This is a genomic window from Streptomyces sp. NPDC018029 (assembly GCF_044327655.1).
In the GTDB taxonomy this organism is placed as follows: domain Bacteria; phylum Actinomycetota; class Actinomycetes; order Streptomycetales; family Streptomycetaceae; genus Streptomyces.
This window is the reverse complement of the sequence record NZ_JBIRFV010000001.1, coordinates 738,518-759,195: the sequence shown is the minus strand read 5'-3', so window position 1 is coordinate 759,195 and position 20,678 is coordinate 738,518. Positions and strand designations below refer to the sequence as shown.

Here is a 20,678-nt window from a genome sequence, read left to right as displayed (position 1 = left end):
AGTCGAGCCCCCTTGCTCGGTCCACTCGGTTCACTCGGTCGACCTCTGATCGGTTAATGAGCGTTAACGCGTTTCCTCCAGGTTAACGAGCGCTAACGGGCCTGTCTAGAATCAATTCCATGGCCACCAGAACCGACGCCCCCACCCGTCGCGAGCAGATCCTCAAGGAAGCCGCCCGGCTCTTCGCCGAGCGGGGCTTCCACGGGGTCGGCGTGGATGAGATAGGAGCTGCCGTCGGTATCAGCGGGCCCGGTCTCTACCGGCACTTCGCGGGCAAGGACGCGATGCTCGCCGAGCTGCTCGTGGGCATCAGCGGGCAGCTCCTGACGGGCGGCAGGCACTGTGTGGCCGATGTGGACGGCTCGCCCGAGCGGGTCCTCGACGCGCTGATCCAGGGGCACATCGACTTCGCGCTCGACGACCGCTCCCTGATCACCCTGCACGACCGCGAGCTGGACCGCCTGCGGGACAGCGACCGCAAGCTGGTCCGCCAGCTCCAGCGGCAGTACGTGGAGATCTGGGTCGACGTCGTCCGCAAGGTCTACCCGGACCTCGCGGAGAACGCGGCGCGGGTGGCCGTCCACGCCGTCTTCGGCCTGCTGAACTCCACGCCGCACCTGAGCCGCCGCGACGCGCTGCCCAGCCGGGGCGCCATGGCGGAACTCCTGCACCGCCTGGCCCGGGGGGCGTTCGCGGCCGCCGCGGAGTGACACGCGTCTCTGGACGCTCTCGTGACCGCCGGGTAACCTGCCTCTGAGCAAGCGCTTAGTCGATGCAGGCAGCTGTTGGCAGAGGGAGTTCTCCGTGCGCCGTACCGTTTTCAATGAGGACCACGAGGCGTTCCGGGAGACCCTGCGCGCCTTCATCGAGGCCGAGGTCGTCCCCGTCCACGACGAGTGGTTCGCCGCGGGTCAGGTGCCGCGCGAGTTCTACTACAAGCTCGCCGAGCTCGGCCTCTTCGGCATCAACGTCCCCGAGGAGTTCGGCGGCGCCGGCCTCGACACGCACAAGTTCGAGGCCATCCAGTACGAGGAGACCGCCCGCGCGGGCGTCTCCTTCGGCGGCTCCGGCGTCCACGTGCTGCTCGCCCTGCCGTACATCAAGATGCTCGCCACCGACGAGCAGAAGAAGCGCTACCTGGAGAAGTTCGTCTCCGCCGAGGAGATGTGGGCCCTCGCGATGACCGAGCCGGGTACCGGCTCCGACGTCGCGGGCATGAAGACCACCGCCAAGCTCTCCGAGGACGGCACGCACTACGTCCTCAACGGCGCCAAGACCTTCATCACCGGCGGCGTCCACGCCGACCGTGTGATCGTCTGCGCCCGCACCTCCGCGCCCACCGCCGAGGACCGCCGCTTCGGCATCTCCCTCTTCGCCGTCGACACCAAGTCCGAGGGCTACTCCGTCGGCCGCAAGCTCGACAAGCTGGGCCTGAAGACCTCCGACACCGCCGAGCTGGCGTTCGTCGACGTCAAGGTCCCGGTCGAGGACCTCCTCGGCGAGGAGAACAAGGGCTTCTACTACCTCGGCAGCAACCTCCCCTCCGAGCGCTGGGGCATCGCCTTCGGCGCCTACGCGCAGGCCAAGGCCGCCGTCCGGTTCGCCAAGGAGTACGTCCAGGACCGCACGGTCTTCGGCAAGCCGGTCGCCTCCTTCCAGAACACCAAGTTCGAACTGGCCGCCTGCCAGGCCGAGGTGGACGCCGCCGAGGCCGTCGTCGACCGCGCCCTGGAGGCCCTGGACGCCGGTGAGCTGACCGCCGCCGAGGCCGCGTCCGCGAAGCTCTTCGCCACCGAGGTCGCGCACCGCGTCATCGACAAGTGCCTCCAGCTGCACGGCGGTTACGGCTTCATGAACGAGTACCCCATCGCCCGCCTGTACGCGGACAACCGCGTCAACCGCATCTACGGCGGCACCAGCGAGGTCATGAAGATGATCATCGCCAAGAACATGGGCCTGTAGGGGCTCCCTCCGTAGAGGCCCGGTAGAACTACCTTCATGAACCAGGCACTTGAGGATCTCCTCGATCTGCTCGACTTGGAGCAGATCGAGGAGGACATCTTCCGGGGCGTGAGCCGCTCGGCGCTCGTGCCCCGCGTCTTCGGCGGCCAGGTCGCCGCACAGGCGCTCGTCGCGGCCGGACGCACCGTCCCCGACGACCGGCCTGCCCACTCCCTGCACGCGTACTTCCTGCGCCCCGGGGACCCCGGTGCGCCCATCGTGTACTCCGTGGACCGCATCCGCGACGGCCGCTCCTTCACCACGCGCCGCGTCGTCGCCGTCCAGCACGGGCAGCCGATCTTCCACCTCTCCGCGTCCTTCCAGACGTACGAGGAGGGCCTTGAGCACCAGTCCGGCATGCCGGAAGCGCCCGACCCGGAGACGCTGCCCACCGCCGCCGAGACGCTCCCGCGCCACCTGCCGCCCGAGGTCGCCGACCGGCTCCTGGAGACCCGCGCCGCCGTCGACCTGCGCTATGTCGACGACCCGCCCTGGGCCACCGTCGGACAGCCGCGCGAACCCCGCTCCCAGGTGTGGTTCCGCACCGACGGCAAGCTCGCGGACGACTCCCTGCTGCACGTCTGCCTCGCCACGTACGTCTCCGACATGACCCTGCTCGACTCCGTGCTGCTCGCGCACGGCCGGGGCGGGTGGGCCGTCGGCGACGTCGTCGGTGCCTCGCTCGACCACGCCATGTGGTTCCACCGGCCCTTCCGCGCGGACGAATGGCTGCTGTACGACCAGGAGTCGCCGTCGTCGTCCGGCGGGCGCGGGCTCGGCCAGGCGCGCATCTGGACACAGGACGGCCGGCTCGCGGTGACCGTCATCCAGGAGGGTGTCGTTCGCGTTCCCCGCTGATCGGACATACCGTCCGATACATGTCGGAGCAAGTGGAACAGAAGGACAACGGCGAGAGCACGTTCACCGTCATCGTCGCCGCCGTCGCCAACCTCGGGATCGCCCTTGCCAAGGCCGTCGCCGGTGTCATCAGCGGCTCCAGCGCGATGCTCTCCGAAGCGGCGCACTCCGTGGCCGACACCGTCACCGAGCTGATGCTGCTCGTCTCCCTGAAGGCCAGTGACAGACCGGCCGACGAGGAGCACCCGCTCGGCTACGGAGGCGCCCGCTACATCTGGGCGCTGCTCGCCTCCGTCGCCACCTTCGTCGGCGGCGGTGTCTTCGCCGTCTACGACGGCATCCACACCCTCACCCACGGGGAGGACCCGGGCGACCCCCTCATCTCGTACATCGTGCTCGCCGTCGCCTTCCTCCTGGAGGGCTACTCGCTGCGCACCGGCCTCAAGCAGGCCCGGGGCGAGGCGGACCGCTTCGGAGTGCACCTCAAGCGCTATCTGCGCCACACGCCCGACACCGCGGTCAAGGCCGTCGTGATGGAGGACTCGGCGGCGCTCGCGGGCCTCGTGCTCGCCGCGGCCGGACTGCTCGGCGGACAGCTCACCGGGTCCGGCGTGTGGGACGGCGTGGCCTCGCTCTGCATCGGCGTGCTGCTCGTGTACGTCGCCTGGGTCCTCGGGCGCGCCAACTCCGAGCTGCTCATCGGGCGTCCGCTGCCGCCGGAGATGCGGGCCGCGGTCCGCGCCGAGCTGCTCGCCGACCCGCACGTCGTGGACGTTCTGGAGCTGACCACGCTCCTCCAGGGGCCCAAGGAGGCCTTGGTCGCCGCGAAGGTCGACTTCCGGGACGTGTCGACGGCCGGGGACATCGAGCGCGCCTGCGACCGGATGGCGCAGCGCATCCAGGAGCGGTTCCCCGCCGTCCGGCGGGTCTACCTGGACCCGACGCCGGGCCCGGCTCAGGAGGCGGGCGTCAGCCCCGCCGCGTCGAGCAGGTAGGCCGTCAGCGGGTCGTAGTGGCGCGGGCTCGTGACGTGGTCGTCGAGCGGCACCGTCACCTGCACGGTGCCCTCGGCCTCGCCGATGAACAGCGCCGGGTCGTTGCAGTCCGCGTACCCCACGGAGTCCAGGCCGCGCTGGCCCGCGCGCCCCGCCCAGCCGTGGTCGGCGACGACGAGGTCGGGCTGCGGGCGGCCCTCGCGCTCCAGGCCGTCCAGGATGGCGTTCATCGGCTCGGGGGAGTGGGTGTGCCACAGCGTCGCGCCGCGCTCGAGCACCGCCACGTCCGCGAACTGGAAGACCATGCCCTCGTCGGCCATCAGGCCCTCGGGGATCACGACGATCTCGCAGCCCGCCGCGCGCAGGGCCGCGGCCGTCGCCCGGTGCACGTCGAGCAGCCCTCCGGGGTGGCCGGTAGCGAAGAGCACGCTCTCCTTGCCGGCGGCGGCCTTGCGCAGGCGCGCCGCCATCCGCTCCAGGGCGTCGACCGTCAGCTCCGGGTCGATGGTGTCCTGGCCGTGCCGGTACTGCGGGTCGTCGATGACGCCGCAGCGCTCCGCCATCACCGCGAGGACGTCCTGCTCGTCGGTCCACCGGTCGCCGAGCTCCAGACCGAGCCAGTAGTGGCGGTCGCCGTTCGCGAGCTTCCTGTAGTGGCTGAGGTTGTTGTCACGGGGCGTGGCGACGTCACCCGCGATGCGGGTGCGGACGAGATGGTCGACGAGCGCGGCACGGCTGGGTATCGGCATGGGTCCCATTCTGCCGTCGGTGGCGGTCCCGCGGTGGGCCGTCCCGAACCCCGGACCTGTGACCTCTGCCCCTTCGGCCTCAGGACGCACGGCTCAGCGCGAACCACAGCTCCATGCGCACGTCGGGGTCGTCCAGGTCCGCGCCGAGCAGTGCCGCGCAGCGCGTGATCCGCTGGCGGACCGTGTTGCGGTGCACCCCGAGCGCGACCGCCGTGCGGTCCCAACTGCCGTGCAGGGAGAGCCAGGTGCGCAGGGTGGTGATCAGTGCCTCGTTTCCGGCCAGGGGAGCGAGCAGCACGCGCGCGTGGGCGTCGGCCTCCTCGGGGGCGAGCAGGGCGGCGAGGCCGTTCTCGTGGTGGCGGACGAGGGGCTGCCGGGTGGCCTCCGCGCGGCGCAGGGCGCGGGCCGCGCGGGCGTCGGCCGCGGGCAGGTCACCGGGGGCCGCCGGGGCGGCGACGCCCAGCGTCCAGCCGTCCGTGGCGGTCACCTCTTGGCCGGCGGGGACCAGGAGGCGTACGACGTCGTCGTCATCCCTCGGGTCGACCAGGCCGGTGCCCAGCGCCGCGGCGAGGGCGGCCGCGGCCAGCGGGGTGCGCTCCCCGCGCGCGTGCACCACGGTCCACAGCTCGCTCCCCAGGAGAAGACCGGTCTCCTCCGGGGGCGCCCCGATGAGCAGCCGCACCAGCGCCGCCGAGCGGGCCGCCTCGGAGGCGCCCTGGTGTTCGCCGGTGAGCAGCGAGAGCAGGACGACCGCCGCCCCGGCGATGGTGTGGTCGCCCGGCTCGCGGCGCTCCGTGGCGACCCCGAGCGCGAAGCCGCGGCCGCCGCCCAGGGCGTAGGCGGCCAGGTGGGTGGCCCCCGCCGTGTCGGCGGCGGACGCCGGGGCGGCGGGCGCGGGGCGGCGCACGACGGCGGTCAGCTCCCGCAGCGCGTCGCGCGCGGCGTCCCGCGCCTGCCCCGCCGCCTGCAGCTCCGCCCCGTCCGGCCCGTACAGCACCGCGGCCCCGCCGAGCCTGGCCGCCAGCTGGCGCAGCACGGCCGGCACCGGGTCGGGCCGTGCCGCGGCCGTGGCGAGGCCCTGCTGCGCCTCCGTCACCCGGCGCAGCTCCGCGTGCCTGGCCTCGGCCATCAGCCGCCACACGGCCCGCGCGACCCCGCTGAAGGTGGTCCGCGGCGGGACCTCGACGAGCGGCAGGCCGTACCGGTCGCAGGCCTCGGCGAGGGCGCGCGGCACCGTGTCGTGCACGGGCGCGACGCCGAAGCCGAGGGCCGCGCCGCCCGCCGCGAGGATCCGGGTCACGTAGGCGTCGAGGTACGCGGCCGGGCCCGTCGGGTCCGTGAGGTGCACGCCCGCGGTGAGGAGCAGCTCGCCGCCGAGCAGGTAGGGGTACGGGTCGGCCATCTCCGAGGTGTGCACCCACTGCACTGCCGTGCCCGCGGTCCGCGCGTCGGGGCCCGCGATCTGGCGCAGGCCGAGGTCCTCGCGGGCGAGCAGCGCGGCGAGCGGGACGGGCGGGGTGGGGGGTGCCGTGGGGTCGGCCATGGTGGACGTTCCATCCGTCTGGGGCGCGGAGAGTGGAGGAAACGTACACTTCAGCGTTGCTTTCCGGCCACTTAAGGTCGTGCCGACCGCAGGCCTCGGGTACGGGCGGATGTCCCCGCGGCCGGTCCTCACCCCCATCTGCACGACACGCCACCGAGGTGCGCGAAGGAGGCCCCCCTTATGGCCGTCGACTACACAGTGATCGTCGTCTATCTCGCCGGGATGCTGGCCATGGGCTGGTGGGGCATGCGCCGCGCCAAGTCCAAGGCCGAGTTCCTGGTCGCCGGGCGCCGCCTCGGGCCGTGGATGTACTCCGGCACCATGGCCGCCATCGTCCTCGGCGGCGCCTCCACCATCGGCGGCGTCGGCCTCGGCTACCAGTACGGGCTCTCCGGCGCCTGGATGGTCTTCACCATCGGCCTCGGGCTCCTCGCGCTGAGCGTGTTCTTCTCCGCCCGCATCGCGCGCCTGAAGGTGTACACCGTCTCCGAGATGCTCGACCTGCGCTACGGAGGGCGCGCGGGCGTCATCTCCGGAGTGGTCATGTGGGCGTACACGCTGATGCTCGCGGTCACCTCGACCATCGCGTACGCCACGATCTTCGACGTCCTCTTCGACCTGAACCGCACCGTGGCGATCGTCCTCGGCGGCTCGATCGTCGTCGCCTACTCCACGCTCGGCGGCATGTGGTCCATCACGCTCACCGACATGGTGCAGTTCGTGGTGAAGACGATCGGCGTGCTGCTGCTCCTGCTGCCCATCGCGGTCGTCAAGGCCGGTGGCTTCGGCGAGATGAAGGAGAAGCTGCCCACCGAGTACTTCGACCCGCTCGGCGTCGGCGGCGAGACGATCTTCACGTACGTGCTGATCTATACGTTCGGCATGCTCATCGGGCAGGACATCTGGCAGCGCGTCTTCACCGCACGCAGCGACAAGGTCGCCCGCTACGGAGGCACCGTCGCCGGCACGTACTGCCTGGTCTACGCGATCGCGGGCGCCGTCATCGGCACCGCCGCCAAGGTCATGTACCCGAAGCTGCCCAGCGCCGACGCGGCCTTCGCGACCATCGTCAAGGACGAACTCCCCATGGGCGTACGGGGGCTGGTCCTCGCGGCCGCCCTCGCCGCCGTCATGTCGACGTCCTCCGGAGCGCTCATCGCCTGCGCGACCGTCGCCAACAACGACATCTGGTCGCGGCTGCGGGGTGCGGTCACCAAGGGCGGCGACGAGCCGCACGACGAGGTCAAGGGCAACCGCGCCTTCATCCTCGTCATGGGCGTCGCCGTGATCGTCATCGCCATCGCGCTCAACGACGTCGTCGAGGCCCTGACCGTCGCGTACAACCTCCTCGTCGGCGGCCTGCTCGTGCCGATCCTCGGCGGTCTGCTGTGGCGCCGCGGCACCGCGGCCGGCGCACTCGCCGCGGTCGCCGCCGGCGGGCTGTCCGTCATCGGGCTCATGTGGGGGTACGGGATCCTCGCCAACGAGCCCGTCTACTACGGCCTGCTGACCTCACTCGCCGTCTACGTAGTGGTCTCCTTCGCGACGAAGCCCACCGACGCCGCGGTCCTCGCCGCCTGGCGCGAACGCCTCGCCGGGCGCGGCGCCGATCCCGAGCCCGAGACCGAACCGACCCCCGTACCTCAGTAAAGTCAGAAAGCGCCCACAAAGCGCATCGAAGCGTAAAAAGGAAGGCACTCCCCACCATGAGCAGCAACGAGACGCCCCGCGGCCCCGTCGACTCCTCCCGCATCCCCCGGTACGCGGGCCCGGCGACGTACGCCCGGCTGCCCCGCCTCGACGAGGTCGGCGGCAAGGCGGACATCGCGGTGGTCGGTGTGCCCTTCGACTCCGGCGTCTCGTACCGCCCCGGCGCCCGCTTCGGCGGCAACGCGATCCGCGAGGCCTCCCGCCTCCTGCGCCCCTACAACCCGGCGCAGGACGCCTCGCCCTTCGCGCTCGCCCAGGTCGCCGACGCGGGCGACATAGCGGCCAACCCGTTCAACATCAACGAGGCCGTCGAGACCATCGAGGCCGCCGCCGACGACCTCCTCGGCACCGGCGCCCGCATGATGACCCTCGGCGGCGACCACACCATCGCGCTGCCGCTGCTCCGCTCGGTCGCCAAGAAGCACGGCCCGGTCGCGCTGCTCCACTTCGACGCGCACCTGGACACCTGGGACACCTACTTCGGCGCCGAGTACACGCACGGCACGCCGTTCCGCCGCGCCGTCGAGGAGGGCATCCTCGACACCGAGGCGCTCTCCCACGTCGGCACGCGCGGCCCGCTGTACGGCAAGAAGGACCTCACCGACGACGAGAAGATGGGCTTCGGCATCGTCACCTCGGCGGACATCTACCGGCGCGGCGCCGACGAGGTCGCCGACCAGCTCCGCCAGCGCATCGGCGACCGCCCGCTCTACATCTCCATCGACATCGACTGCCTCGACCCGGCCCACGCGCCCGGCACCGGCACCCCCGAGGCGGGCGGCATGACCTCCCGCGAGCTCCTGGAGATCCTGCGCGGCCTGTCCTCCTGCAACCTCGTCTCCGCGGACGTCGTCGAGGTCGCCCCGGCCTACGACCACGCCGAGATCACGGCGGTGGCGGCCTCCCACACTGCGTACGAACTGACGACGATCATGTCCCGCCAGATCGCGGAGGCCCGCGGGACGGGGAGCACACAGTGACCCACGACCACGACCTGGTGCTGCGCCCCACGCCGCGCCAGACCGAGGCGGCCCTGAACCCGCCGCCGGGCCGCAACGGCGGCGACCTCGTCGTCGAGACCCTCGCGGGCCTCGGCGCGACCACCGTCTTCGGCCTGCCCGGCCAGCACGCGCTCGGCATGTTCGACGCGCTGCGGCGCTCCTCGCTCTCGTACGTCGGATTCCGCGTCGAGAACAACACGGGGTTCGCGGCGGACGCGTACGGCCGGATCACCGGCGAGGTCGCCCCGCTGCTGCTCTCCACCGGGCCCGGCGCGCTCACCTCGCTCGCCGCGCTCCAGGAGGCGGCGGCGGGCTCCTCGCCGGTCCTCGCGATCGGCAGCCAGGTCCCGGTCGCCGGGCTCGGCGGCGGGCGCCACGGCTATCTGCACGAGCTCCGCGACCAGCAGGCGTCCTTCCGCGACGTCGTGAAGTCCGTCCACACGGTCCGCACGGCCTCGCAGATCCCCTCCGCGATCGCGGCGGCCTGGGAGTCGGCGCTGACGGCCCCGCACGGCCCCGTCTGGGTGGAGATCCCGCAGGACGTACTCCTCGCCGAGACGACGCTGCCGGTCGTCACGGCGATGGACGCGACCCCGGAGGAGGTCGTACCGCGCCCCGAGCTGACCGCCGTCGCCGCCGATCTGCTGTCGCGCGCCGAGCGGCCCGCGATCATCGCGGGCGGCGGCGTCGTCCGCTCGGACGCGAGCGGCAAGCTGCTCGCGCTCGCCGAGCTGGTCAACGCCCCTGTCGTCACGACCTTCGGCGGCAAGGGCGCCTTTCCCTGGGAGCACCCGCTCTCGCTCCAGTCGTGGCTGGAGGACCGCCACACCACGGACTTCCTGGAGGACGCCGACGTCCTGCTGGTGGTCGGCTCCGGGCTCGGCGAACTCTCCTCGAACTACCACACGTTCAAGCCCCGCGGCCGGGTCATCCAGATCGAGGCGGACGCCGGGAAGCTGGAGTCCAACCACCCCGCACTCGGCATCCACGCGGACGCCCGGATCGCCCTGTCGGCGCTCCTGGAGACGATCGAGACGCCCAGGGAGGACGCCGAGGCCCCCCAGAGGGTGGCCGCTCTCCTCGGCAAGGTCCGCGAGCGGATCGCCGCGCAGGACCTCACCCTGGAGCAGCAGGTCCTCACCGCCGTCCGCGACGCCCTGCCCGACGCGGCACCGTCCTTCTGGGACATGACGATCCTCGCGTACTGGGCGTGGTCGGCCTTCGACGCGCGGCGCCCGAACACCATGCACTCGGCGCAGGGCGCGGGCGGCCTCGGCTACGGCTTCCCCGCGGCGCTCGGCGCGGCCGTCGCGGACCCCTCGCACCCGGTCCTCGCCGTCTCCGGCGACGGCGGCGCGATGTACTCGATCGCGGAGCTGGCCACGGCGAAGCAGTACGACCTGCCGGTGACCTGGCTGATCGTCGACGACGGCGGCTACGGCATCCTGCGCGAGTACATGTCCGACGCCTTCGGCGAGGCGACCGGCACGGAGCTTGCGCGGCCCGACTTCGTGAAGCTCGCGGAGTCCTTCGGGGTGCCGGGCGTCCGGACGACCCCGGAGACGCTCCGGGACGACCTGGCGAAGGCACTGGCCGAGCCCGGGCCTTCGGTCGTGGTGCTTCCGGCGGTGCTTCGGATGTTCGCGCCGACGCATCTGGGCTGACCGACCGAGATTTTCATACAAGTCATACAACCCTTCACCGGTACCGGTGAGTCATGTGAAGCGAGCGCGTCGGGGGACGCGCTTGTACGGGCCCCGAGGGTCTTGTACAGACCCAAGGGGATGGGAAGAACTCCATGACTCACCCGGTATCCGGGATATCCCGGCGCGCCCGCATGCTCTCGGCCGGACTCGCCGCCGGAGTGCTCGTGCCGCTCGGCACGGCCGCGACCGCGACGCCCGCTGTCGCCGCGCCGGCACCCACGGTCACCTGCACCTCCGCGCAGGCCGGCCTGGCCGCCAAGCTCACCAAGGACATCACCGCCGCGCTGAAGAACCGCAAGGGCACCGTCGCGGTCGGCCTCCACGACCGCACCACCGACACCACCTGCACCCTGCGCGCGGGCACCTCCTTCGACTCGGCCAGCGTCGTCAAGGTGACGGTCCTCGCGGCGCTCCTGTGGGACGCGAAGAAGACCGAGCGGAAGCTGACCGAGCGCGAGTCGGACCTCGCGCACGCCATGATCACCACGTCGGACAACGCGGCGACCAGCACGCTCTGGCGCCAGCTCGGCACGGAGAAGATCAAGGGCTTCCTCAAGGCCGCCAAGATGACGAAGACCGTGCCGGGGACCGGCGGCTACTGGGGTCTGACCCGCATCAACGCCACCGACGAGCAGAAGCTGCTCGCCCTGGTCACCGCCAAGAACACCGTCCTCAGCGACAACGCCCGCGCCTACATCCTCAAGCTCATGGGCAAGGTCGTCTCCTCGCAGCGCTGGGGCACCCCGGCGGGCGCCCCGTCCGCCGTCAAGATCCACGTCAAGAACGGCTGGCTGCAGCGGTCGACCCACGGCTGGCGCGTGCACAGCATCGGCGCGTTCAAGGGCGGCGGCCACGACTACACGATCTCCGTGCTCACGCACGGCAACAGCACGATGAACTACGGCGTCGCCACGATTCAGGGGGTGGCCAAGGCCATCCACAAGGACCTCGCGCCCAGCGTCGCCGCGGCGAACCGGTACGTGCCGACGGACACGCCCCGTGAGGCCTTCGTGGCGGTGCCCGGCGCCTGAGCCCCCACAGGCCCGCGCCCCCGACGGGGCGCGGGTTTGTTGCGGCGGGATGAAAATCGCCTCCCGCCGTGTTGGGCCTCTCGGCAGGTCAGGTCGACGGGAGGCAAGTGGTGGCGGAGCAACGGGGCTGGGCCAAGCGGCTGACGGGATACGCATGGCGGTATCCGAAGGACGTCGTGCTCGCGCTCGGCTCCTCGCTCGGCGGCATGGCCGTCATGGCCCTCGTGCCGCTGATCACCAAGGTGATCATCGACGACGTCATAGGCCAGGACGGCCAGGGCGGCGGCCGGTCCATGGGGCCCTGGGCCGGCGCGCTCATCGGCGCCGCCGTCGTCGTCTACGTCCTCACCTACATCCGCCGCTACTACGGCGGCCGCCTCGCCCTCGACGTCCAGCACGACCTGCGGACCGAGATGTACGGCACGATCACCAAGCTCGACGGACGGCGGCAGGACGAGCTGTCCACCGGGCAGGTCGTGGGGCGGGCGACGAGCGACCTCCAGCTCATCCAGGGCCTGCTCTTCATGTTGCCGATGACCATCGGCAACATCCTGCTCTTCGTGATCTCCCTCGTGATCATGGCGTGGCTCTCCCTGCCGCTCACCCTCGTCGCGCTCGCCGTCGCCCCCGCCCTCTGGTTCATCGCCCGCCGCTCCCGTACCCGGCTGCACCCCGCCACCTGGTACGCGCAGGCCCAGGCCGCCGCCGTCGCCGGAGTGGTCGACGGCGCCGTCAGCGGCGTACGCGTCGTGAAGGGCTTCGGGCAGGAGGACCAGGAGACCGGGAAGCTCAGGGAGGTCGGGCGCAAGCTGTTCGCCGGACGGCTGCGGACCATCCGCCTCAACTCCCGCTACACGCCCGCCCTCCAGGCCGTTCCCATGCTCGGCCAGGTCGCCATGCTCGCCGTCGGCGGCTGGCTCGCGGTCGAGGGGGACATCACCCTCGGCACGTTCGTCGCCTTCTCCACCTACCTCGCCCAGCTCGTCGGACCCGTGCGCATGCTCGCCATGGTCCTCACCGTCGGCCAGCAGGCCCGCGCCGGCGTCGAGCGCGTCCTCGAACTCATCGACACCGAGCCGAGCATGCAGGACGGGACGAAGGAGCTGCCCGCCGACGCCCCCGCCACCGTCGAGTTCGACGACGTCGGCTTCGCCTATGAAGACGACCGGCCCGTCCTCAGCGGTCTCTCCTTCGAGATCCGCCCCGGCGAGACCCTCGCCGTCGTCGGCTCCTCCGGAAGCGGCAAGTCCACCGTCTCGCTGCTCCTGCCGCGCTTCTACGACGTGACGCACGGCGCCGTCCTCATCGGCGGTCACGACGTGCGCGAGCTGACCCTCGACTCCCTGCGGTCCGCCATCGGGCTCGTCCCCGAGGACTCCTTCCTCTTCTCCGACACCGTCGGCGCCAACATCGCCTACGGCCACCCGGACGCCACCCGCGAGGAGATCGAGACCGCCGCCCGCGCCGCCCAGGCCCACGGCTTCATATCCGACCTGCCCGAGGGGTACGACACCAAGGTCGGTGAGCAGGGCCTCACCCTCTCCGGCGGCCAGCGCCAGCGCATCGCGCTCGCCCGCGCCATCCTCACCGACCCCCGCCTCCTCGTCCTCGACGACGCCACATCGGCGGTCGACGCGCGCGTGGAGCACGAGATCCACGAGGCGTTGCGCAGCGTCATGGCGGGGCGCACCACCCTCCTGATCGCCCACCGCCGCTCCACCCTCGGTCTGGCCGACCGCATCGCCGTCCTCGACGGCGGACGCCTCGCCGACCTCGGCACGCACGAGGAGCTGGAGGAGCGCTCCGCCCTCTACCGGCGGCTGCTCACCGACCCCGACGAGCTGGGCGGCGTCTCGCCCGGCCACACGCTCCCCGCCGACCTGCCCGAGGACACCTCCGTACGCGACGAGCTCGACGCCGAGTTCGACGCGGAGCGCGGCATCACGCCCGCGCTGTGGACCGGCGACCGGGAGCCGAAGGACACCACCCTCGCCGGGATGCCGTCCACGCCCGAACTCCTCGCCCAGGTCGAGGCGCTGCCCCCGGCCACCGACACCCCCGGCATCGACGAGGCGCGGGCCGTCACGCCCGAGGAGTCGTACGGCCTGCGCAGGCTGCTCGCCGGGTTCGGGGTGCCGCTCCTGTTCAGCCTGCTGCTCGTCGCCGTCGACGCGGGCGTGGGGCTGCTCCTTCCCGTCCTGATCCGGCACGGCATCGACGAGGGCGTCAACGAGCTCGCGCTCGGCGCCGTCTGGGCCGCGGCCGGGCTCGCGCTCGCCGCCGTCGTCGTGCAGTGGGTGGCGCAGACCGGCGAGATGCGGATGACGGGACGGACCGGCGAGCGGGTGCTCTACTCGCTCCGGCTGAAGATCTTCTCGCAGCTCCAGCGGCTCGGACTCGACTATTACGAACGCGAGTTGACCGGGCGCATCATGACCCGGATGACGACCGACGTCGACGCGCTCTCCACGTTCCTGCAGACCGGACTCGTCACCGCGTTCGTCTCCGTCGTCACCTTCTTCGGCATCATGGCCGCCCTGCTCGTCATCGACGTGGAGCTGGCCCTCGTCGTCTTCGCGACACTGCCGCTGCTGATCGTCGGCACGTACTTCTTCCGCAAGGCCAGCGTGAAGGCGTACGAACTGGCGCGCGAGCGCGTGTCCGTGGTCAACGCCGACCTCCAGGAGTCCGTCGCCGGACTGCGCATCGTGCAGGCCTTCCGGCGCGAGCGCGCGGGCGCCGAGCGGTTCGCGGAGAACAGCGACAGCTACCGCAAGGCCCGCATCCGCGGCCAGTGGCTGATCTCCGTGTACTTCCCCTTCGTGCAGTTCCTGTCGTCCGTCGCCGTCGTCGCCGTGCTGATCGTCGGCGCGGGCCGGGTCGAGGCGGGCACGCTCACGACCGGCGCGCTCGTCGCCTACCTCCTCTACATCGACCTCTTCTTCGCGCCCGTGCAGCAGCTGTCGCAGGTCTTCGACGGCTACCAGCAGGCGTCCGTCTCGCTGGGCCGCATCCAGGAACTGCTTCAGGAGCCCACGTCCACGGAGGCCGCGAAGGAGCCGATGGAGGTGCTCTCGCTGCGCGGCGAGATCGCCTTCGAGGACGTCGACTTCGCGTACGCGGCCACCGGCGACGGCGACCCCGAGGAGGCGCTCAGCGACGTACGCCTGCGCATCCCCGCCGGGCAGACCGTCGCCTTCGTCGGCGAGACCGGCGCCGGCAAGTCGACGCTCGTGAAGCTCGTCGCCCGCTTCTACGACCCCACCGGCGGCCGCGTCACGGTCGACGGCACGGACCTGCGCTCCCTCGACCTCACCTCGTACCGCCACCGCCTCGGCGTCGTGCCGCAGGAGGCGTACCTCTTCGCCGGCACGGTCCGCGACGCCATCGCCTACGGCCGTCCCGACGCCACCGACGCCGAGGTCGAGGCGGCCGCCCGCGCGGTCGGCGCGCACGACATGATCGCGACCCTGGAGGGCGGCTACCTCCACGAGGTGAGCGAGCGGGGCCGCAACCTCTCCGCCGGTCAGCGCCAGCTCATCGCGCTGGCCCGCGCCGAACTGGTCGACCCCGACATCCTGCTCCTCGACGAGGCGACGGCCGCGCTCGACCTCGCCACGGAGGCGCAGGTCAACCAGGCCACCGACCGCATCGCGGGCAAGCGCACGACCCTGGTCGTCGCCCACCGGCTGACCACGGCGGCCCGCGCCGACCGGGTCGTCGTCATGGACCACGGCCGGGTCGCGGAGGACGGCACGCACGAGGAGCTCCTCGCGCTCGACGGGCGGTACGCGCGGCTGTGGCGGACCTTCGTGGGGGAGCCGGTCGAAGCGGCCTGAGACCGTCGGCGGACGGCGCACGGGGGAGCGCGCCGCGAAAGCGCGGGAAAAGGCGGGGTTTCCCTGCAACCGCAAGGGGTCGGGGCTGCGTCCGTACACCAGTACGCTGAGGCAGGAGTGGCGGGAGGGGCAACCGTGAGCAGTGAGCGGAGCAGTGGCCGGATACGACGGCGGCTGACGCTCGGCACCGCCGTGCTCGCCGCCGCCGTGCTCCTCGCCCTCGCGGGCCCCGGCACCGCGTCCGCGGAGGCCGTCACCGGCCTCTGCGGAGGACGCAAGGTGCGCACGCTCCCCTTCAGCACCGGCCGGGTCGACGTCTTCAAGACCCGCGGCTACGTCTGCGCCGTGGCCTTCGCCAAGCACACCGGCACCCGCAAGACGATGTCCGTCAGCGTCCAGGCCCGCGGCAGCAGGCCCGCGCGCGACAAGGGCCGGTACTCCCACCACGCGGGCCCGGTGACCGTTCACGCGGGCCACCGCTGCGTGTGGGTGAAGGGGAAGGTCGGCGGACACGGGGTCAGTTCGGGCTGGATTCTCTGCTGATCCCGTCGGCCGGGTCGCAACTCCCTCTGGTGCGGACCCAGTTGCTTCGTTAGGTTCCGGGGCATTGCTGTGTCGACAGGGGAGGGTGCATGCGCAAGACGCTCAGATGGGTGCTGTCGCTCGTGGTGCTGATAGGCACGGCGGGCGCGGCAGGAGCGACGTCCGGAGCGGCCACCGCCGCGGAACCGGGCAGGACCGACAGTGCGCACAGCACTGACATCAAGGACAGGCTGCTCGCCATCCCCGGCATGAGCCTGATCGAGGAGAAGCCGTACCCCGGCTACCGCTTCTTCGTCCTCAACTACACCCAGCCGGTCGACCACCGGCACCCGTCCAAGGGCACCTTCAAGCAGCGCCTCACCGTGCTGCACAAGGACACCAGCCGCCCCACGGTCTACTACACCAGCGGCTACAGCGTCTCCACGAACCCCGGCCGCCGCGAGCCGACCCAGATCGTCGACGGCAACCAGGTCTCCATGGAGTATCGATTCTTCACGCCGTCGCGCCCCGACCCGGCCGACTGGTCCAAGCTCGACATCTGGCAGGCCGCCACCGACCAGCACCGCATCTATCAGGCGCTCAAGCCCATCTACGGCAAGAAGTGGCTGGCCACCGGCATCTCCAAGGGCGGCATGACCGCGACGTACTACGAGCGCTTCTACCCGCGCGACATGGCGGGCATCGTCGCCTACGTAGCGCCCAATGACGTCGTCGACAAGGAGGACTCGGCCTACGACGAGTTCCTCGCGGAGGTCGGCACCAAGGAGTGCCGCGACCGGATCCAGGCCGTGCAGCGCGAGGCGCTGGTGCGCAGGGAACCGCTGTCGGCGAAGCTCGCGGCGTACGCGGAGGCGGAGGGCTACACCTTCAAGACCGTCGGCACGCTGGACAAGGCCTTCGAAGCCGTCGTCATGGACCTGGTGTGGGGCTTCTGGCAGTACCAGCCCGCCGCCACCGCCTGCGGAAAGATCCCGGACGCGGCCACCATGACCGACCAGGCCCTCTTCGACTACGTCGACACGGTGGGCGGCTGGTCCTCCTACACCGACCAGGGCCTCGCCCCCTACACGCCGTACTACTACCAGGCGGGCACCGAACTCGGCGCGCCCACCATCGAGCAGCCCTGGCTCGGCGACCTGAGCCGGTACGGCTACCAGCCGCCGCGCAACTTCGTGCCGCGCGAGATCCCGATGAAGTTCAAGCCGCACGCGATGCGGGACGTCGACCGCTGGGTGCGGCACAACGCGCACCGGATGATGTACGTGTACGGCGAGTACGACCCGTACGGCGCCGAGCAGTTCCGCCCCGCGCGGGGCGCCAAGCACGACAGCCACGTCTTCACGGCGCCCGGCGCCAACCACGGGGCGACCGTCGCGCAGCTCGTCGCCGACCAGAAGGCGAAGGCCACGCAGCGGATCCAGGCGTGGGCCGGGGTGCCATCCGACTCAGGCAAGCCGCTGGCCGCGTACGACAAGAAGCTCGACCGGCGTGACGTGCGGGAGGAGCGGACGCTGCGGCCGTAGGACGGCTGTGGCGGGGCGGACGGCTCAGTACGTCAGGCCGTACCCGATCGGGTACAGCACCTGCGCCGGGTCGTCCGCCCGCCGCACCGGCACGGGCAGCCGGCCCCGGGGCGCGACCCGGCCCGCGATGACCCGTGCGGCGGCGCGCAGCTCGACGTCCGTCCAGGAGTACGAGGCGAGGGCGGCGTCGACGGGGGGCAGGTGGGCGATGTCGTACGGGTTGCGGATCGCGAGGGTGATGACGGGGACGCCGGTCGCCTTGAGCGCTGCGACGAGGGTGGCCTGGCTGGTGTCGTCGGGGTGATCGGTGGCTCGGTGCGCCCGGGCGCGGGTGTTGTCCAGGGTCGTGTTCGCCGCCTGGGTGTTGTCCCTCGTGGTGGCGTGCGTGGTGATGTTGTACGTCGTCACGAGGACGGCGTCCTGGCCTCCCAGTGCGGCCGCCACGGCCTTCTCGATCGCCGCCTCGTCGGGGGCGGTGCCGGTCGGCAGGGCCGTGGCCCGGAAGCCCAGGGCGTCGAGGGCGTCCGCGAGGACCGTGGTCGGCGGACCCGTGGTCCCGGACGGCGAACGGGGGTCGGCGCCGACCACCAGGATGTTGGGGTGGGTGGCGGGTGACAGGGGGAGGAGCCCGTCGGTGTTGACCAGGAGGGTCGTGGTGGCGTCGGCGATGCGGTCGGCGGCGGCGAGGTGGGCGGGGGTGCCGACGGCGGGGAGTGCCGAGGCCAGGTCTGCGCCGGTGGGCTCGTCGTCGCTCAGGAGGCCCACTTTCGCCTTCATGCGGAGTACGCGCAGGACCGACTCGTCGATGCGGTCCTCGGTGAGTTCGCCGCTCCTGACCGCGTCGATGACCGCGTGCCACGCGACGTCCGGGCGGGGCGGGTTCAGGAGCTGGTCGGCGCCCGCCTTGAGGGCGAGTACGGCCACGCGGTTGTCGCCGTACTTCGTACGGACACCGCGCATCGCGAGCGAGTCCGTGGCGATCACGCCGTCGAAGCCGAGCTCCTCGCGCAGGACGCCGGTGAGGATCGGGTGGGAGAGCGTCGCCGGGTCGCCCGAGGGGTCGAGGGCGGGCACCACGATGTGCGCGGTCATGACGGAGTCGACGCCCGCGGCGATCGCGGCGCGGAACGGGGGCGCGTCGTAGCGGTCCCACTCCTCGCGGGTGTGGTGGATGTGCGGGAGCTCCGTGTGGCTGTCGTCCGTCGTGTCGCCGTGCCCGGGGAAGTGCTTGGCGGCGGTGGCGATGCCGGCGCTCCGATAGCCCTCGATCTGCGCGGTCACGAAGCCGGCGACGGCGTCGGGGTCGGCGCCGAAGGAGCGGACGCCGATGACGGGGTTGGCGGGGTTCACGTTCACGTCGGCGTCCGGGGCGTGGTCCTGGCGGATGCCGAGGGCGCGCAGCTCGGTGCCGGCGATGCGGGCGGCCTCGCGGGCGTGCTCGAGCGAGCCGGACGCGCCGAGGGCCATGGCGCCGGGGAGCAGGGTGGCGGGGGCGCCGACGCGGGCGACGACGCCGTGCTCCTGGTCGACGGAGATGAGGACGGGGACGGCCGGTGCCGCCTGCTGGATGCCGCGGGAGAGCTCGGCGATCTGCTGGGGGTCGCGGGTGTTGTGGGCCCAGCCGAAGTAGATGATGCCGCCGAGGCGGTAGCGGGCGATCAGCTCGGCGGCGTCGCGCACGCCGAGCTCCCGGAGGTTCGTGTCGATGTCGGCCCGGTCGGGGTCGGTCGCGCTGTGGCCGTACACGTGCATCACGAAGAGCTGGCCGACCTTGTCCTCCAGGGACATGGAGCCGACGAGGTCGCGGAGCCTGCGGTCGCTGTCGTCGGGCTGCTGCACGTGGGCTCCTGCGGTTCGGAGGAAACTTTCAGGAGTTACGGATATCCCGAAGATTTCTGCCGGTCAAGGGAGGAGCGCGGGCCGTCACCGGCGCTTGGAAGGGGGGCGCACCGGTGACGGCGGGCTGCCGACCGCGGGCGGCGGAGAGGGTGGTCAGCGTTCGCAGCCAGCAGCGATGCCGACACCGCCTCGCGGGGACTCACCGGCAGCGTGCCGGTTGGACGGCGGGGATGCCGGGCGGGTTCCCGCCCGCCCCCGAAATCCCGGAAGTCGGGGCGAGGGAGAGAAGGGAGAGAAGGGGGGAGAAGGGTGAAGCGAGCGGGCTAGGACGGCCAGTGGGACTGGAGGGTGTGGACTGTCTCGGCGATGGCGGGGCGGCGGGAGGCTCCCGTGCGCCACAGGGCGTAGAGGCGGCGGACAGGAACGGGGTCGAGGGGGACCGTGACCGCGCCGGACGGGATGGGGCCGCGGCCCAGGCGGGGGATGAGCGCGATGCCGAGCCCCGCGGCGACGAGCGCGACGAGGGTCGGGTTCTCCTCGGCCTGGTGGGCGATGTCCGGCTCGCACCCCGCCTCGCGGAGCGTCCGGATCAGCCACTCGTGGCAGACGAGCCCCGGAGGCTGCGTGATCCAGCGTTCCGCTTTCAGCTCCTCGCGGCGCACGGATGCGCGCCCCGCGAGCCAGTGGCCCTCGGGGACCACGAGGTCGCAGAAGTCGTCGCCGATGACCGTCTGTTCGACGCCGGGCGGTGTCGGAAGCGGCGCGATGTCCCAGTCGTGGACGACGGCCACGTCGATCGCGCCCTTGGCCACGAGGTCGACGGACAGATGCGGGTCGATCTCCGTCATGCGGGCGTCCAGGGCGGGGTGCCGGCGCGCCAGGTCGGCGAGGACGGACGGCAGGAGCCCTCGCGCCGCCGAGGCGAACGCGGCGATCGTCAGGCGCCCGGCGGGCACCCCGCGCCGCTCCTCCAGCTCTGTCTCCGCCCGCTCGACGATGGCCATCAACTGGCGTGCCGTCTCGGCGAGATGAAGCGCTTCCTCGGTGAGGGCGACGCCTCTGCCGCGGCGCTCCAGGAGCGTCGTGCGGGTCTCCCGTTCCAGCTTGGCTATCTGCTGGGAGACCGCGGACGGCGTATAGCCGAGCGCGGTCGCGGCGGCGCCCACCGTGCCGTGCACGGAGACGGCGTGCAGCGCGCGGAGCCGGGCGAGATCGAGCACGCGGTCCTCCCTCTTCATGAGTGTCGCTCTTCGTAAGCGTGCTATTCGTAAGCGTTGCTTCATCCAATCATGCAGAGATCCGCGCTGGTCCTACATGGTCGGGGCGGGTGATCCTCGACG

The 20,678-nt window shown here is 71.9% G+C and carries 15 protein-coding genes; 11 read left to right on the top strand and 4 right to left on the bottom strand.

Features of this window, described 5'->3' with window-relative positions:
• Positions 1 to 119 precede the first annotated feature (119 nt).
• The 4 genes from ACH4D5_RS03260 (at position 120) to ACH4D5_RS03245 (ending at position 3,854) form a co-directional block, all read left to right on the top strand.
• Positions 120 to 710 carry a TetR/AcrR family transcriptional regulator gene (locus tag ACH4D5_RS03260; RefSeq protein WP_398297989.1) on the top strand — a complete coding sequence of 197 codons (591 nt, stop codon included), beginning with the start codon at positions 120 to 122 and terminating at the stop codon, positions 708 to 710.
• 94 nt (positions 711 to 804) lie between these two features.
• Entirely contained in the window at positions 805 to 1,962 is a 1,158-nt protein-coding gene (locus ACH4D5_RS03255; RefSeq protein ID WP_398297987.1) for an acyl-CoA dehydrogenase family protein, read from the top strand.
• A 36-nt stretch (positions 1,963 to 1,998) separates the two neighbouring features.
• A complete protein-coding gene (locus ACH4D5_RS03250) occupies positions 1,999 to 2,859 on the top strand; it encodes an acyl-CoA thioesterase (protein ID WP_398297985.1) in 861 nt (286 codons plus the stop codon).
• Positions 2,860 to 2,879: 20 nt separating this feature from the next.
• Positions 2,880 to 3,854: a cation diffusion facilitator family transporter gene (locus tag ACH4D5_RS03245; RefSeq protein ID WP_398297983.1), complete on the top strand. Its 975-nt coding sequence runs from the start codon at positions 2,880 to 2,882 to the stop codon at positions 3,852 to 3,854.
• Here ACH4D5_RS03245 and ACH4D5_RS03240 read toward each other — a convergent pair.
• Both ACH4D5_RS03240 and ACH4D5_RS03235 read right to left on the bottom strand, forming a co-directional pair.
• Positions 3,815 to 4,603: a phosphatase gene (locus ACH4D5_RS03240; RefSeq protein ID WP_398297981.1), complete on the bottom strand. Its 789-nt coding sequence runs from the start codon at positions 4,601 to 4,603 to the stop codon at positions 3,815 to 3,817. The two genes, ACH4D5_RS03245 and ACH4D5_RS03240, sit on opposite strands and share 40 nt — an antisense overlap.
• A 79-nt stretch (positions 4,604 to 4,682) precedes the next feature.
• Positions 4,683 to 6,146 (bottom strand): PucR family transcriptional regulator ligand-binding domain-containing protein, encoded by a 1,464-nt coding sequence (locus tag ACH4D5_RS03235; RefSeq protein ID WP_398297979.1) that lies wholly within the window; start codon positions 6,144 to 6,146, stop codon positions 4,683 to 4,685.
• A gap of 180 nt (positions 6,147 to 6,326) precedes the next feature.
• Between ACH4D5_RS03235 and ACH4D5_RS03230 the strand changes: the two genes are divergently transcribed.
• From ACH4D5_RS03230 to ACH4D5_RS03200, 7 genes are all read left to right on the top strand, one after another.
• Complete coding sequence (locus ACH4D5_RS03230) at positions 6,327 to 7,796, top strand: sodium:solute symporter (protein ID WP_398297977.1); 1,470 nt, start codon at positions 6,327 to 6,329, stop codon at positions 7,794 to 7,796.
• A gap of 56 nt (positions 7,797 to 7,852) precedes the next feature.
• Positions 7,853 to 8,836 carry an agmatinase gene (speB, locus tag ACH4D5_RS03225; protein WP_398297975.1) on the top strand — a complete coding sequence of 328 codons (984 nt, stop codon included), beginning with the start codon at positions 7,853 to 7,855 and terminating at the stop codon, positions 8,834 to 8,836.
• Positions 8,833 to 10,521, top strand: a complete 1,689-nt coding sequence (locus ACH4D5_RS03220; protein WP_398297973.1) for a thiamine pyrophosphate-binding protein — start codon at positions 8,833 to 8,835, stop codon at positions 10,519 to 10,521. The genes speB and ACH4D5_RS03220 overlap by 4 nt, the downstream gene beginning before the upstream one ends.
• A 173-nt stretch (positions 10,522 to 10,694) precedes the next feature.
• Positions 10,695 to 11,594 carry a serine hydrolase gene (locus tag ACH4D5_RS03215; protein ID WP_398298523.1) on the top strand — a complete coding sequence of 300 codons (900 nt, stop codon included), beginning with the start codon at positions 10,695 to 10,697 and terminating at the stop codon, positions 11,592 to 11,594.
• 110 nt (positions 11,595 to 11,704) lie between these two features.
• Positions 11,705 to 15,433 (top strand): ABC transporter ATP-binding protein, encoded by a 3,729-nt coding sequence (locus ACH4D5_RS03210; protein WP_398297970.1) that lies wholly within the window; start codon positions 11,705 to 11,707, stop codon positions 15,431 to 15,433.
• A gap of 135 nt (positions 15,434 to 15,568) precedes the next feature.
• Complete coding sequence (locus ACH4D5_RS03205; protein WP_398297968.1) at positions 15,569 to 15,976, top strand: hypothetical protein; 408 nt, start codon at positions 15,569 to 15,571, stop codon at positions 15,974 to 15,976.
• An 89-nt stretch (positions 15,977 to 16,065) separates the two neighbouring features.
• Positions 16,066 to 17,499 (top strand): aminopeptidase, encoded by a 1,434-nt coding sequence (locus ACH4D5_RS03200; RefSeq protein ID WP_398297966.1) that lies wholly within the window; start codon positions 16,066 to 16,068, stop codon positions 17,497 to 17,499.
• Between the two features lie 24 nt (positions 17,500 to 17,523).
• Here ACH4D5_RS03200 and ACH4D5_RS03195 read toward each other — a convergent pair whose 3' ends face one another.
• The gene (locus tag ACH4D5_RS03195) at positions 17,524 to 19,287 is read right to left on the bottom strand and encodes a glycoside hydrolase family 3 protein (protein ID WP_398298521.1); all 1,764 of its coding nucleotides are present in this window, start codon (positions 19,285 to 19,287) and stop codon (positions 17,524 to 17,526) included.
• A gap of 374 nt (positions 19,288 to 19,661) precedes the next feature.
• A complete protein-coding gene (locus ACH4D5_RS03190; protein WP_398298519.1) occupies positions 19,662 to 20,558 on the bottom strand; it encodes a LysR family transcriptional regulator in 897 nt (298 codons plus the stop codon).
• Positions 20,559 to 20,678: the final 120 nt, after the last annotated feature.